The following is a 13,910-nucleotide window of genomic DNA, read 5'->3' as shown; positions in this document are numbered from 1 at the left end:
GACCTCTTATGGATTATCCCAGAAACGAATTCACCCATTCCTTGCGGCGTGGGGACAAACAGGTCGGTCTGTGGATCTCGTTGGCCAGCAATTTTGCCGCCGAGGTGGTCGCGCCTGCGGGATTTGATTGGGCGCTGATCGACATGGAACATGGGCACAATGATTATGCCTGCGTTCTTAGCCAGTTACAGGCTTTTGCCCCCTATGACACCGTGCCCATCGTGCGCCCGGATTGGAACGACGCGGTTGCCGTCAAACGGTTGATGGATATTGGCGCGCCGGGCTTCTTGTTCCCGATGATTCAAAGCGTGGAAGAGGCAGAGCGCGCCGTCGCCGCCACCCGGTACCCGCCCCGTGGAATCAGGGGCGTTGCCGGCGGAACGCGGGCGACGAAGTTCGGCCGGGTCAAGGATTACGCGGAAAACGTCGAAAAAGAGACCGCCGTCCTGCTTCAGATCGAGACCCGTGCAGCGCTGGAACAAGCCGAAGCCATTGCGGCGGTTGATGGCGTGACGGGATTGTTTTTTGGCCCGGCTGATATCGCCGCGGATATCGGTCTGTTGGGGCAGCCGACGTCAAAAGAGGTCTGGGATGAAATCCGCCCCGTGGCGCGCCGGGTGATGGATATGGGGGTGCCGGTGGGCACTTTGGTCTCGGATGTGGAACTTGCCGCCGACCTGTTGAACGACGGGTTCACCTTTGTGGCCTGCGGCACAGATACCGGCCTTCTGGCGCGTGGTTCCGACACGCTTTTGGCGACGGTCCAGGGCAAGATCAAACAAGGCTGACGGCCCAGCTTTCCATGACAACCCATGAACGCACCTGATTTTCGGGTGCGTTTTTTTGTCGACAAACCAATCCCGTTTCGTATAAACATATTATGATTAAACAAGTGATCGAGGAGCCAAAACAGGTCATGCACAAGAAGATGTACATTGGTGGTGGTCTTGTGGACGGCCAGGGAACATTGGATATTATCAACCCAGCCACAGAGGACCGCGTTGCAACCGTGGCCGCCGCTGGTCTTGACGATGTGGAAACGGCGCTTCAGGCCGCCAAAGCCGCAGCCCCCGCATGGGCCGCAACACCGGTTGCAGAACGCCAGCGCTGGATGTTGAAGCTGCGCGATGCGGTGATCGCAAACGAAGACATGCTGCGCGATTGCATCCATCAGGAGATGGGCAAGCCCTGGGGTGGCACGCAGGAAGATTTCGATCTGCTGGAACGGTCGCTGAAATTCTATGCCGAAGAAATCCAGCGCGTGCATGACGAAACGCTGCGCGATCTTGAAGGCGCCCATGATCACCGCATTGTCTATGAACCGGCGGGTGTGGCCGTGGCCTATCTGGCGTGGAATTTTCCGCTGTTGAACCTGGCGTATAAAATCGCCCCGGCGATGGCGGCGGGCTGTCCGATTGTCATTCGCCCGTCAGCGGCGACGCCGGTGTCGGCCTATGCGGTGGGCGAATTGTGCCACCAGATCGGCCTGCCGGCCGGGGTGGTCAACATCCTGACGACCGATGGCTATGGCCCCTCCGATGCGCTGGCGGCTTCGACCATTCCCAATGTCATCACGTTGATCGGTTCGACCAACACCGGCAAGCATTTGATGAAGACCGCCGCGACCTCGATCAAGAAATTCTCGATGGAGCTGGGCGGCAATGCGCCGGTTCTGGTGTTCAACGATGCCGATCTGGATCGCGCGGCGGATATTGTGACCACCGTGAAATTCAACAACGCAGGCCAGATCTGTGTGACCCCGAACCGGGTGTTTGTCGAACGTGGCGTCTATGACGCATTCCGCGACAAGGTGGTGGCGCGCGCCAAGGCGGCCAAGGTCGGATTTGACCGCAACGCCGATATTCTGACCGGGCCGATGATTGATGGCCGCGCCTGGAAACGGGTCAAGGGTCTGATCGACGATGCGGTGGCCAAGGGCGCAACCGTTCTGGCGGGGGGCGATCGCCCGGCCGGGTTGGAAAAGGGTCATTTCCTTGCGCCCACGGTGCTGGACGGTGTCACCGCCGAGATGCAGATCTATCAGAATGAAATCTTTGGCCCGGTGGTCAGCCTGATCCCGTTTGACGACCGCGACACCATCCTCGACCGCGCCAACGAAGGCGACGAAGGCGGGTTGGCCTCTTATATCTTTACCGCCGATCTGGCACTGGCCGAACAGATGGCGCACGGATTGCGCTATGGAGAGGTGCAGGTCAACGGGGTGAAATACGACATCTATCTACCGCATGGCGGCATCGGACAATCGGGCATTGGCCATGATTGCTCTCGGTTGGCGTTGAACGATTACCTCGTCGTCAAACGTATCAGCCGCGCGCTGGTTTAAAGGAGCCCAAAGATGAAAATCACCCGTATCACCAGCCACGTTCTGCAATGCGACATGCCCGAGGAATTGGGCTATTCGCAGCAATATTATGCCAAGCGTACGGCCCATATTGTCGAGGTGGAAACCGACGAAGGCATCACCGGCTGGGGCGAATGTTTTGGCCCCGGCAATGTCGCCATCGCCAACAAGACCATTGTGGAAAAGGTCATTCAGCCGCTGGTTCTGGGCATGGACCCGATGGACCGCGATGTGATCTGGCACAAGGTTTACAACCTGTTGCGCGACCACGGCCAAAAGGGAATGCCGCTGCAATCGCTGTCCGGCGTCGATATCGCGCTTTGGGATATTGCGGGCAAGATCACGGGCCAGCCGATCCACAAATTGATCGGCGGTGCCCATCGCAGCGAAGTGGGCGCATATGGTTATGGCATGATGCTGAAACGCGAAAGCGTGGCGGATCATGTGGCGCGGTTCGTGGATGAGGCCGCCGCGATCAAGGGCATGGGCTTTGCCGCCACCAAGATGAAGATCGGGCTGGGTGCAAAGGACGACGTCAAACTGGCCGAAGCGGTGCGGCGCGGTGTGGGCGATGATTTCGATTTCATGGCCGACGCCAACCATGCCTATAACACTGCGGATGCGTTTTATGTCGGACGCGCGTTGGAAGACCTCGGGGCGTTCTGGTTCGAAGAGCCGGTCGCGCCCGAAGACCATGATGGTTACCGCGAATTGCGCGCCGGGCTAAAGGTCAACATTTCCGGCGGCGAAGCGGAATTCAATCGCTGGGGCTGGCGGGCGATTCTGGAAAATCGCGGGTTGGACATTGCCCAGCCCGAGGTCTGCGCATTGGGCGGGATCACCGAATATCTGCGGGTCCTGGCCTTGTGTCACGCGCATTTCACCCCGGTGTTCAACCATGTCTGGGGCTCGGCCATTGCGGTGGCGACCAACCTGCAATTGCTGGCGGCGATGCCGCCAATGCCCGGCGGTTTGTTCCCGCGTGAGCCGTGGTTGGAATTTGACACCACGGAAAACCGGTTCCGCGATCACATGTTGGCGGAACCGTTGAACATCCAGGGTCAGGTCGCGCGCAACGGCGGCAAGATCGTGATCCCGACCGGTCCCGGTCTGGGGGTCGAGCCGGACCGCGATTTCCTGCGCAAATACGCAATGGACATCTGATAGAAATCTGACCGTCGCATCGCGCAACTTGCGGTGCGGCAGGTTATTCTGGCGCACACCATCACAGGGGGGGCAAACCCCCGGCGAAACGGCGCCTATTGGTCGGCCATTTCGCCGAATTTCCCGGCGTAAAACGCCAGCGCATCGCCGTCGGTGATCCCGACATTGGTGACCTGACCGACAAAGATCCGGTGATCACCAGCGGGATGATTGGCAAAGGCGTCGCATTCAAACCGCGCCAGACAGCCAGCCAGCAGCGGCACGCCGCTGGCGCTGGTCGCATGCGGCAAATCACGCAGGGCAAAGGCATCGCGCGAACAGGCAAAGCACAGCTCGGTTTGCTCTGCTGACAGCACATGCACCGCATAATGCTGGGCTTCGCGGAAATAGGGGAACCGGCGCGATGTCACGCCCGCCGCCCACATCACCAACGCCGGATCAAGCGACAGCGAAGAGAAGCTGTTGGCGGTGATGCACACCGGCCCTTCGTCGCTGTTGCAGGTGATGATTGTCACCCCGGTGGCAAATTTGCCAAAAGCATCGCGCAGGGCGCGCGGGTCTTCCAATGCCGGTGAAAAATGCCGATCCATATCAGCGAAATGTGTCATGGCGTTCATCAAGCGACCTCTTGTCCCAGGGCGGCTTCGTACAGCCGGAACCAGTTTTGGCGATCAAGTTTGACCTTCAGCGCGTCTGAAATCTGGGCGATGCGGGTCAGGTTGTTGGTGCCCATGACCGGCAGGATTTGCGCGGGATGCGCCAGAAGGAAGGCAACCGCAACGGCGGCACGATCAACGCCGAATTCGGTGGCGATTTCATCCGCAACCTTGCCTGCGGCGCTGTCCGCCGCCATCAGGCTGCCACCGCCAAGCGGCGACCATGCCATCACGGGATTGCCGTGCTGTTGGTGAAACGCGAGGTCGCCATTGGTAAAGGGCGCGATCTCGGCCAGAGAAATCTCGATCTGGTTGGTGGCCAGCGGGGTCTTCATTGCCGATTGCAACAGGGACCAGTCCCAGGGGCGGAAATTCGACACGCCCACGGCGCGCACCTTGCCCGAGGCCACCAGATCATCCAGCGCCGCCCCGGTTTCATGGTGGTCCATAAAGGGATCGGGACGGTGGATCAGCAACAGGTCGATATGGTCGATGGCCATGTCGGCAAGCGACAGGTCGACGGATTTTTCGATATGGGCGCGGCTGGTGTCATAGTATTTCACCGGCACATCGGCATAACGCCCCACCGGCGCGACAATATCGCATTTGGTCACGATCTCGACGCTGTTGCGCAATCCGGGGTTGGCGCGGAATGCACAGCCCAACACCGCCTCGGCCGCATAACCGCCATAGATGTCGGCCTGATCCAGCGTGGTAATCCCCTGATCAAGACAGGATTTGATCTTGGCCTCGACATGCGCGGGCGTGGTATCGGCATCGTCGCCCAAGCGCCACATGCCATAAACAATGCGGCTGAAATCAAGGTCTTTGGTGATTTGTACGCGATCCATCAGCGGCGTTCTCCTGTGCCCAGCGGGGTCGCCGGGGTGGTGTCGGGGACGCGGCCATAGGCATGTGGCAGCGAACAGGTGTTGAGGTTGGGAAGCACGCGGGCGCCAAAATGGCGGGCCTCTTCCAGATGCGGATAGCCAGAGAAGATAAAGGCGCGCATGCCCATCTTGCGGTAGTCTTCGATCTTGCTCATGACCTGATCGGTTGATCCGACCAGCGCCGCACCACAGCCGGACCGCGCCCGGCCCACACCGGTCCACAGACCGGGTTCGACATAGCCGAATTTATCGGCCAGCTCACGCGCCTTGGCCTGATGCGACACCCCAAGCGAGGTGGAATCCAGCGCCCGGTCACGGATCAATTGGCCGTATTCGTCATCCAGTTTCGACACGATGTAATCGGCATATTCACGCGCCTCGGCCTCGGTATCGCGCACGATCATGTGGACGCGCAGACCATAATCCAGCGTGCGGCCCTTTTCCTCGGCCACCGCATGCACCGCTTTCATCCGCTCGGCCAGTTGATCCTTGGTCTCTGGCCACATCAGATACACGTCGCAATGTTCGCCGCAGAGTTGCAGCGCATCGGGGGAATAGCCGCCGAAATAGAGAAGCGGACCACCGGTCTGGTAAGGGCGCACCGGATCGGTGGTCAGCCCGGCAAAATCATAGACCTCGCCTTTGTAATTGATTTCGTCCTGCGTCCAGGCCTGTTTCAGAATTTCCACCACCTCGCGCGAGCGTTGATAGCGATAGGCGCTGTCCTCTTTCTGGCCGGGGAAATCGGACGAAATGATATTGACCGTCAACCGCCCCTTCAACATGTGGTCCAGCGTCGCCAGCGTCCGCGCCAGCATGATGGGCTGCATCTCGCCACAGCGCACGGCGGCCAGCATGTTGATTTTTTCGGTGATCGGCGCACATCCGGCGACAAAGGACAGGGTGTCCTGACCCACCTGATAGGATGACGGGCAGAGGATATTGCGGAACCCTTGCGCCTCGGCCTCTTTTACGATCGCCGAACAATGGTCCCAGCTTGACCGCAACGCGCCATCCGGCACGCCAAGGAATTGATAGTCATCCGAGCAGAGCGCGGAAAACCACGACACTTCGACCGCGTCGAGATCGGCAGAGGTGACGGGAACGATTGTCATATGGGTGGCTCCGGGGGTTGGAATTGTATTTCCACTTGCATAACAGGCGCTTTGATGTAGATCAATGGTGTATCAATTTTCCTGCAAACCTGTGAAGCCCGTGCCCAGATCCGCCCGCAACGCCACTGCCCTGCCTGTCTATATCGAGATTGCGGAAATGCTGATCCGCGATATCGCGGCCGGGCGTCTGATCGACGGCGAGCGGCTCGCGCCAGAGCGCGAGATGGCGGCAGAGCTGGGGGTTTCGGTCGGAACATTGCGCAAGTCGCTCCGCGAGCTGGAAAAAAAGGACATGCTGGAACGTGTTCAGGGCTCTGGCAATTACATCCGCGACGGCGCGCCAAGCAGCAGCATCTATGCGATGTTCCGGCTTGAATTGCCCCAGGGCGGCGGGTTGCCGCGCGCCGATGTGCTGGCGGTGGATCACATGGACAAACCTGCGGATCTGCCGACGTTTGGCAGTGCGACACATGCATCGCGGGTCCGGCGGCTGCGCTATCTGAATGATACAATCATCGCGGTCGAAGAAATCTGGCTGGACGGCGCGGCGGGAATCATCGACCCGGCGCTGTTGTCAGACTCGCTCTATCGCTACTACAAGGCCCGACTGGGGTTCTGGATCCGCCGGGCCGAGGACCGGGTGTCGATTGGTCAGGTGCCCGAATGGGCGCTGGCGGCGTTTTCCCATCCCCCCGGCGCAACGGTGGGTTATATCGAACGGTTCAGCTGGGCCGAACCCGCCGCAGCCGTGGAATTTTCGCGCACATGGTTCGATCCGACGCGGGCGATCTATGTGCAGAGGTTAAAATGAAAAAGGAGCAGCGCATGGCGCAGATCGTGAAATACGGTATCATCGGCTGTGGCATGATGGGGCAGGAACATCTGCGCAATATTGCATTGCTGGATGGCGCTCAGGTGGCGGCGATTTTTGAACCGGATGCCGCCATGGCGCGGACCGCCGCCGCTTTGGCCCCCGATGCGGTGCTGGTGGAAACCATCGCGGACCTTTTGGCGATCGAGGATCTGGCGTGTCTGGTGATCGTCAGCCCCAACCATTGCCATATGGCGCAGTTGGAAGAGATCGCCGCCAGCCGCACCCTGCCGATCCTGGTGGAAAAGCCGCTGTTTACCGATCCGGCGGATTTCGCGCGGTTGACCGCGTTTCGCGACAGCTATGCCGCGCCGGTCTGGGTGGCGATGGAATACCGGTATATGCCGCCGATCACCGCCCTGCTTGAGGCGGCCGAAGCGGCCACCGGCGGTGTGCGCATGCTGACGATCCGCGAGCACCGGTTTCCGTTTCTGGAAAAGGTCGGCAACTGGAACCGCTTCAACCGCAATTCCGGCGGCACATTCGTGGAAAAATGTTGCCACTTCTTTGATTTGATGCGGCTTATCCTTGGGTCCGATCCGCTGCGGGTGATGGCATCCGGCGGGCAGGCCGCGAACCATCTTGGGGAAAGCTATGACGGCGAGGTGCCGGATATCCTCGACCATGGGTATGTGATTGTTGATTTTGAAAATGGCGCGCGGGCCATGCTGGAATTGTGCATGTTTGCCGAAGGCGCGCGCTATCAGGAGGAGGTCTCGGCCGTGGGTCCGGCGGGCAAGATCGAGGCGCTGGTGCCGGGGCCGGGGCGGTTCTGGCCAGAGGATCTGGGGCCTGCGCCGGTGCCGCGTCTGATCATCAGCCCGCGCAATCCCAAAGGGCCGGTGGATCGCGACATCCCGGTGCCGGCCGCATTGCTGGAGGCCGGTGATCACAACGGATCGACGTTCTATCAACACCAAAGATTTCTGGAGGTCGTGCGCGGCACCGCCGACCCCGAGGTGACGTTGAACGACGGGGCCTGGGCCGTGCGCATGGGGCAGGCTGCGCAACAGTCGATTGCGACCGGGGCGGCGGTGTTGATGGCCGATCTGGCCTAGAACCCTGGGCTTTTGGCGGCGCATGGCTTGGTCTAGAAGACTGGGATGACCCAGAACAATGCAAGATATCTGATTGGTGTGGATGGTGGCGGCACCGGTTGTCGGGCCGCCGTCGCAGACCCGTCGGGGCGCATGATCGGGCAGGGGGCGGCGGGACCGGCCAATGCCACCACGGATCTGGCGCAGGCGATTGCCAATGTCGCCGCGGCGGTGATGGCCGCGATCAAAGATGCCGGGTTGGCACCAGCTGTGCTGCATGACGCGGTGGCCCATATCGGCTTGGCCGGGGTGCTGGGGCCAGAGACCGGCACTGAAATCACCACCGCATTGTCATCGCAAATTGCCCTGCCGCCGCAGGGGACAATTGTCAGCGATGATTGCGTGACCTCACTGGCCGGGGCGCTTGGCCCGCGTGACGGTGTGCTGCTGGCGATTGGCACGGGGGCTTTGCTGGCGGTGCGGCGTGCTGGTGACATTCGCCGGATCGGGGGCTGGGGGTTGAACCTCAGCGATCATGGTTCTGGCGCCTGGCTGGGGCGGGCATTGTTGGAACATGTCCTGCTGGTGGTGGACGGTTTGGCCGAGGGCAGTGACCTGACCGCGACGGTCCTGGCCGAGTTTGGCAATGATCCGGCCCGGATCGTCGATTTTGCCACCCGGGCGCGGCCCGCCGAGTATGCCGGATATGCGATGGGCATTGTGGCCGCAGAAACCACCGGCGATGCCGTGGCCAAGCTGTTGATGCAACGCGGCGCAGACCATCTGATCCGCGCGCTCAGGGTGCTGAGGCTTGGAGGCGGTGATGTCCTCTGTCTGGGGGGCGGATTGGGGCCGCATTATGCCGCTTTCCTGCCACAGGAGGCGCGCGATCGGCATGTGCCACTGGCCGGAACGGCGTTGGACGGGGCGCTGGCGCTGGCGCGCGACCGGCGGGATCAAGCGGCGAAAAAGCGGCCTCTCAGGTGAATTTGCGAAACAGCTTTGTCTGATCAAACGCGGTTTCCAGCGCATCGGTGCGCTCTTTGACGCTGTCCCACAGCATTTCCTGAACCGCCGCGATGGTGCATTCAACCAACAGCATCAGCGCCAGATTGGTATCCCAGGCCGAGGGCACCGCGATCCGCGCCCCAAAGGTCAGCCGTGCCAGACGATGGATCGGCGACCGCCATTGATCGGTAAACAGGGCCAGCACCGCACCCCGGTCTGCGGCCATTTGGGCCATCAACAAGGAATCATTCTGATAACGCCGCACATCAAACACGATCAACAGATCATCGGTGCGAATATCGAGCAGATCATGCGCCCAGGCCGAATTGCCCGGCAGCAAGCGGACATCGGGGCGGATCATCTGAAGATGCAGGTACATATATTGCGCCAGCGCCCCGGTGATACGCCCACCGGCAATGAAAACCCGCCGCTCGCGGTCGGCAATCAGCTGGCACAGGGCATCGAATTGCGCCAGATCGAGATGTTCCATCGTGGCGCGATGGTTGTCCGAGGCCGCGCGCGAATAGCGCGAAATGATATGCTGGTCCGGCAGATCGGATTTCCAGGCGGTGTGTTTGGCAATCGGGTTGGAAATCACCTCGCCCAGCTCAGCGCGCAGCGAGGATTGAAAATCCGTATAGCCGCCAAACCCCAGCTTGCGCACCATCCGCAACACCGTCGGCGTCGACACCCCGGCCTTTTCCGCGATTTCGGTAATGCTGCCCAGACCAGAGATCGGGTAATCGTTCAGAATGGTTTCCGCCAGCTGAAGCTCTGACCGGGTCATTTCGCCGGTCTTCCCTTGGATTTTTTCGGCAATCGACATCGGTCTTCCGCATATTTTTCCAGCAATGGTAGCAGAAGTTTCAGGTCGTGACAGGACTTTTCAATTCGTTTCAGAAACAATCTTGACAGTCTTCGATGGGCTGGAGAATATTTTACATATGAGTACAGCACGCAACGATTCCAGTTTTGGCACAGATTTTGGCCCGGTTGTGCGGGTCGTGGACGCCCCGGCGGCGGCAGATATTCTTTTGGTCTGTGAACATGCCTCTAACGCGATGCCGGCCGGTTTTGGCGGATTGGGGTTGGACCGGGCGGTGTTGGACACCCATGTCGCCTGGGACCCCGGTGCGCTGGGTGTGGCGACGGGGCTGGCCGCACAGCTGGCGGCGCCCCTGGTGCATGGCTGCGTGTCGCGGCTGGTTTATGATTGCAACCGCCCGCCAGAGGCGCGGGATGCCATCCCTGCCGCCAGCGAGGTGTATGATATTCCCGGCAACGCAATGATGAGCGGCGCGGAACGTCAAGCGCGGATTGATACGGTGTATCTGCCGTTTCGCGCGCGGCTTGCCGATGAAATCGCGGCACGGCGCAGGGCGCTGGCGCTGCTGGTGACGGTGCATTCCTTTACGCCGCGCTATCGCGGCGTGCCGCGCGACGTCCAGATTGGCCTGTTGCATGGCCGCGATGCCAAATTTGCCGAGGCGATGCTGCGCAATGCGCCAGAAGGGCTGGAATATGTGACCCGATTGAACGACCCCTACAGCGCCGCCGACGGTGTGGCGCATACGCTGGACCTGCACGGGGCGGTCAATGGCCTGCCCTCTGTCATGCTGGAAATCCGCAATGATTTGCTGACCACCGCTGCGGATCAGGCGGCGATGGCCGATCTTCTGGCACCCTGGATCAGACAGACATTGACCAGTTACCAAAGCGGGGCGGCGGCATGATCGCTGTGCTTCTGGGCTATGTCCGCGTGGTGGATGCCATCAACCGCCGCATCGGGCGGCTGGCCATGTATGGTTTGTTCGTGATGATGGCGATCCTGCTGTGGTCGTCGATTTCCAAGACCTTTTTCCTGCCTTCGCTCTGGACGTTGGAAGTCGCGCAATTTGCCATGGTCGCCTATTACATGATTGGCGGGCCTTATGCGATCCAGATGGGATCGAACGTGCGCATGGATCTGTTTTACGGCGGCTGGAGCACGCGGCGCAAAGCGGCGATTGACTGTATGACCGTCTTCTTTTTGATCTTCTATCTGGCTGTGCTGCTTTATGGCGGGCTTGGCTCGACCGCCTATTCGCTGGGCTACTGGGGGCTTGATCCACTGGGATTTTTCGCCGGACTTCTGACCGGGTCCGAGGAAATTGGCCGTCTGGAACGGTCGTCCACCGCATGGCGGCCCTATATCTGGCCGGCCAAGGCGATCATGGTTCTGGGGCTTTTCCTGATGCTGTTGCAGGCGATTTCGGAATTGTTCAAGGATATTGCCCGGCTGAACGGCCATGACATCCCGGAGGCCCGCATATGAGCCAGGAATATATCGCGCTCTTCATGTTCGCCTCGATGATGTTGATGCTGCTGACCGGCCAGCGGGTGTTTGGTGCCATCGGCGCGATTGCCGCGATTGCGGCGCTGGCGCTTTGGGGCGGTACGGGGGGCTATGACATCCCGTTCACCGCCGCGATGAAGCTGATGAAATGGTATCCGTTGCTGACGCTGCCGATGTTCATTTTCATGGGCTACGTGCTGAGCGAAAGCAAGCTGGCCGATGATCTGTACAAGATGTTTCACGTCTGGTTCGGCAATGTGAATGGCGGGCTGGCGATGGGGACCATTGGCCTGATGGTGTTGATTTCCGCGATGAACGGCCTGTCTGTGGCCGGGATGGCGATTGGCGCGACGATTGCGCTGCCCGAATTGCTGCGTCGGAACTATGACAAACGCATGGTGACGGGGGTCATTCAGGCCGGATCCAGCCTTGGCATTCTTGTGCCGCCGTCGGTTGTTCTGGTGCTTTATGCGATGATTGCGCGCCAGCCGGTCGGGCAATTGTGGCTGGCCGCGTGCTGCCGGGGCTGATGATGGCGGCGATGTTTGTGTTCTACATCTGGCTGCGCTGTCGGTTGCAACCAAAGCTGGGCCCGGCGCTGCCCGATGCGGGTGACGTGCCCCGGGCCGAGAAAATCCGCCTGTTGGGCGCGGGGCTTTTGCCGCTGATGATCTTTGCGGTGATGATGGTGCCCTTTGTGAACGGCTGGACCTCGCTGGTGGAAAGCTCGGCGATTGGCGCGCTGGCGGCGTTTTTCGCAGCGGTGGCAAAACGGCGGATGTCCTGGCAGGTGTTCGAAACATCGGTGCGCCAGACGCTGGGCATTTCCTGCATGTTCATGTGGATCATTCTGGCGGCCCTGGGCTTTGGCGCGGTGTTCGATGGCCTGGGCGCGGTCAGCGCGATCGAGGACCTCTTTACCGAACAATTGGGTCTGAGCCCCTGGGTCATCCTGATCCTGATGCAGCTGAGCTTCATCCTGATGGGCACCTTTCTGGATGACACCGCGATGCTGGTGATTGTCGCGCCGTTGTATGTGCCATTGGTCGGCGCGCTGGGATTTGATCTGATCTGGTATGGGGTGCTTTATACGATCACCACGCAAATTGCCTATATGACGCCGCCGTTTGGCTATAACCTGTTCCTGATGCGGGCGATGGCGCCGCCGGAAATCACCCTGCGCGACATCTATATCTCCATCATTCCGTTTGTGGGTGTGATGGTGCTGGCGCTGAGCCTGATCATGCTGTTCCCGCAGATCGCGCTTTGGCTGCCGGAATATGTCTATGACAAATAACAAAACCAAGAGTTTCGCCAAGGAAACCAATCATTTGCAACAAGGAGAAGTCTCATGACCACCACCAGACGCAAGTTTTTGACCACTGCCGCCGCCGGGGCCGCCGCCGCGCCGCTGGCCACACCCGCGATTGCCCAGGGCAAGATCACATGGCGGATGCAGACCTATGCCGGCCCGGCACTGGCCGCGCATGTGATCGACCCGGCGATTGAAATGTTCAACAAGATCGCTGGCGATCGCATGCAGATTGAACTGTTTTATGCCGATCAGCTGGTGCCCACGGGCGAATTGTTCCGGGCGCTGCAACGCGGCACGATTGATGCGGTGCAATCGGATGACGATTTCCATGGCCTCGCCCACCGATGTCACGGTCTTTGGCGGTTATTTCCCCTTTGCCTCGCGCTATAGCCTCGATGTGCCGGTGTTGTTCAACCAATATGGTCTGAACGAGATCTGGGACGAGGAATATTCGGCTGTTGGTGTGAAACATATCAGCGCAGGCGCCTGGGATCCCTGCCATTTCGCCACCAAGGATCCGATCCGTTCGCTGGAAGATCTGAAAGGCAAGCGGGTCTTCACCTTCCCCACCGCCGGTCGGTTCCTGGCGCAATTCGGCGTCGTGCCGGTCACCCTGCCATGGGAGGATATCGAGGTTGCGGTACAAACCGGCGAGCTGGACGGCATCGCATGGTCGGGCATCACCGAAGACTACACCGTCGGCTGGGCAGATGTGACCAACTACTTCCTGACCAACAACATTTCCGGCGCATGGGCCGGGTCGTTCTTTGCCAATATGGACCGTTGGAACGAGCTGCCCGAAGATCTGCAAACCCTGTTCCGGGTCTGCTGTGACCAGTCGCATTACTATCGTCAGTGGTGGTATTGGGGTGGCGAAGCATCGTTGCGGGTCAATGGCCCCAAGATGGAGCTGACCACCATCCCCGACGCCGAATGGGCCAAGGTCGAAGAGGCCGCCACCGTGTTCTGGGATGAAATCGCCGCCGAAAGCCCGACAAAGGCCAAGGTCGTCGAAATCATCAAGAAGTACAATGCCGACATGCAGAAAGCTGGCCGGCCCTATCGCTACGGCTGATCCAGACGGACCCCGGACCTGATCCGGGGTCTCACGTCAAATATTATGAGGCCCCGGGTCATGCCCGGGGCTGCGACCGTGA

12 protein-coding genes and 2 pseudogenes are annotated in these 13,910 nt (G+C 60.3%); 10 read left to right on the top strand and 4 right to left on the bottom strand.

Annotated features, from left to right (window positions below; translation table 11 throughout):
- Positions 1-8: 8 nt before the first annotated feature.
- From AC0L4F_RS17820 to AC0L4F_RS17810, 3 genes are all read left to right on the top strand, one after another.
- The gene (locus AC0L4F_RS17820; RefSeq protein WP_244690725.1) at positions 9-788 is read left to right on the top strand and encodes an HpcH/HpaI aldolase family protein; all 780 of its coding nucleotides are present in this window, start codon (positions 9-11) and stop codon (positions 786-788) included.
- Between the two features lie 128 nt (positions 789-916).
- Complete coding sequence (locus tag AC0L4F_RS17815) at positions 917-2,344, top strand: aldehyde dehydrogenase family protein (protein WP_244690723.1); 1,428 nt, start codon at positions 917-919, stop codon at positions 2,342-2,344.
- Between the two features lie 12 nt (positions 2,345-2,356).
- Entirely contained in the window at positions 2,357-3,526 is a 1,170-nt protein-coding gene (locus AC0L4F_RS17810; protein WP_244690721.1) for a mandelate racemase/muconate lactonizing enzyme family protein, read from the top strand.
- A gap of 95 nt (positions 3,527-3,621) precedes the next feature.
- On the opposite strand, the gene AC0L4F_RS17805 is transcribed toward AC0L4F_RS17810, so the two are convergent.
- The 3 genes from AC0L4F_RS17805 to AC0L4F_RS17795 are packed head-to-tail and all read right to left on the bottom strand — an operon-like array spanning position 3,622 to position 6,187.
- On the bottom strand, positions 3,622-4,143 hold the full coding sequence (locus tag AC0L4F_RS17805; RefSeq protein ID WP_244690719.1) for a flavin reductase family protein: 522 nt from the start codon (positions 4,141-4,143) through the stop codon (positions 3,622-3,624).
- Positions 4,143-5,033: an aldo/keto reductase gene (locus AC0L4F_RS17800; RefSeq protein WP_244690717.1), complete on the bottom strand. Its 891-nt coding sequence runs from the start codon at positions 5,031-5,033 to the stop codon at positions 4,143-4,145. The genes AC0L4F_RS17805 and AC0L4F_RS17800 overlap by 1 nt, the downstream gene beginning before the upstream one ends.
- Positions 5,033-6,187 carry an LLM class flavin-dependent oxidoreductase gene (locus tag AC0L4F_RS17795; protein ID WP_244690715.1) on the bottom strand — a complete coding sequence of 385 codons (1,155 nt, stop codon included), beginning with the start codon at positions 6,185-6,187 and terminating at the stop codon, positions 5,033-5,035. The genes AC0L4F_RS17800 and AC0L4F_RS17795 overlap by 1 nt, the downstream gene beginning before the upstream one ends.
- Positions 6,188-6,251: 64 nt before the next feature.
- Between AC0L4F_RS17795 and AC0L4F_RS17790 the strand changes: the two genes are divergently transcribed.
- From AC0L4F_RS17790 to AC0L4F_RS17780, 3 genes are read left to right on the top strand one after another with little or no spacing between them, the layout of a single operon-like run.
- Positions 6,252-6,998: a UTRA domain-containing protein gene (locus AC0L4F_RS17790; protein ID WP_280520652.1), complete on the top strand. Its 747-nt coding sequence runs from the start codon at positions 6,252-6,254 to the stop codon at positions 6,996-6,998.
- Between the two features lie 14 nt (positions 6,999-7,012).
- Complete coding sequence (locus tag AC0L4F_RS17785) at positions 7,013-8,116, top strand: Gfo/Idh/MocA family protein (RefSeq protein WP_244690883.1); 1,104 nt, start codon at positions 7,013-7,015, stop codon at positions 8,114-8,116.
- A 45-nt stretch (positions 8,117-8,161) separates the two neighbouring features.
- Positions 8,162-9,082 carry a glucosamine kinase nucleotide-binding domain-containing protein gene (locus AC0L4F_RS17780; RefSeq protein WP_244690710.1) on the top strand — a complete coding sequence of 307 codons (921 nt, stop codon included), beginning with the start codon at positions 8,162-8,164 and terminating at the stop codon, positions 9,080-9,082.
- Here AC0L4F_RS17780 and AC0L4F_RS17775 read toward each other — a convergent pair.
- On the bottom strand, positions 9,075-9,929 hold the full coding sequence (locus tag AC0L4F_RS17775) for a MurR/RpiR family transcriptional regulator (protein ID WP_244690708.1): 855 nt from the start codon (positions 9,927-9,929) through the stop codon (positions 9,075-9,077). The genes AC0L4F_RS17780 and AC0L4F_RS17775 overlap by 8 nt on opposite strands.
- Before the next feature lie 118 nt (positions 9,930-10,047).
- Between AC0L4F_RS17775 and AC0L4F_RS17770 the strand changes: the two genes are divergently transcribed.
- From AC0L4F_RS17770 to AC0L4F_RS17755, 4 genes and pseudogenes are all read left to right on the top strand, one after another.
- Entirely contained in the window at positions 10,048-10,836 is a 789-nt protein-coding gene (locus tag AC0L4F_RS17770) for an N-formylglutamate amidohydrolase (RefSeq protein ID WP_244690706.1), read from the top strand.
- Positions 10,833-11,417, top strand: coding sequence for a TRAP transporter small permease subunit (locus AC0L4F_RS17765; RefSeq protein ID WP_244690704.1), 585 nt, complete (start codon positions 10,833-10,835; stop codon positions 11,415-11,417). Before AC0L4F_RS17770 ends, AC0L4F_RS17765 begins: the two co-directional genes overlap by 4 nt.
- A pseudogene (locus tag AC0L4F_RS17760) lies at positions 11,414-12,735 on the top strand (TRAP transporter large permease). Before AC0L4F_RS17765 ends, AC0L4F_RS17760 begins: the two are co-directional and overlap by 4 nt.
- A gap of 54 nt (positions 12,736-12,789) precedes the next feature.
- Positions 12,790-13,828: pseudogene (locus AC0L4F_RS17755) on the top strand (TRAP transporter substrate-binding protein).
- Positions 13,829-13,910: the final 82 nt, after the last annotated feature.

The organism is Marinovum sp. J2-8, from assembly GCF_055808435.1.
This window is presented reverse-complemented; position numbering and strand designations above follow the sequence as displayed.